Genomic DNA, 328 nt, shown 5'->3' with positions numbered 1-328 from the left:
CCAACATACCCACCGTATAGACCAATTACTAATGAAGCTATTACTTTAATGAGTAGTAACGCACCAGCAATCGCACTACCTAACTTTATTGAAAAGTAAATCGCCATAAATGGAAAAATCATCGTGGACACTGTACGTGTTAAAAACGAAGTTATAATTCTAATTTTTATATTTCGATGCATACTCCAAAATCCCATTGTTTCCCCCTCCTTATGCTTACTAATTTTACTTTGAAAAAAAGGAAGAAAAAGGTTAGAATATTCTAAAGAGTTTCCCCTTTAATTATAGAAGGAAGCTGTCTCTTATAAACAACTCACGCTTCCTACGA

At 33.8% G+C, this 328-nt stretch carries 1 pseudogene; it reads right to left on the bottom strand.

Going from position 1 to position 328, the window contains the following annotated elements:
* Positions 1 to 197, bottom strand: a pseudogene (locus ACSG5Z_RS29920) (MDR family MFS transporter); the annotation flags it as partial.
* Positions 198 to 328 lie beyond the last annotated feature (131 nt).

Origin of the sequence: Bacillus pretiosus (genome assembly GCF_051294775.1) — a bacterium.
GTDB lineage: Bacteria > Bacillota > Bacilli > Bacillales > Bacillaceae_G > Bacillus_A > Bacillus_A wiedmannii.
Note: the sequence above shows the minus strand (reverse complement) of the source record. Positions and strands in the feature narration are given on the sequence as shown.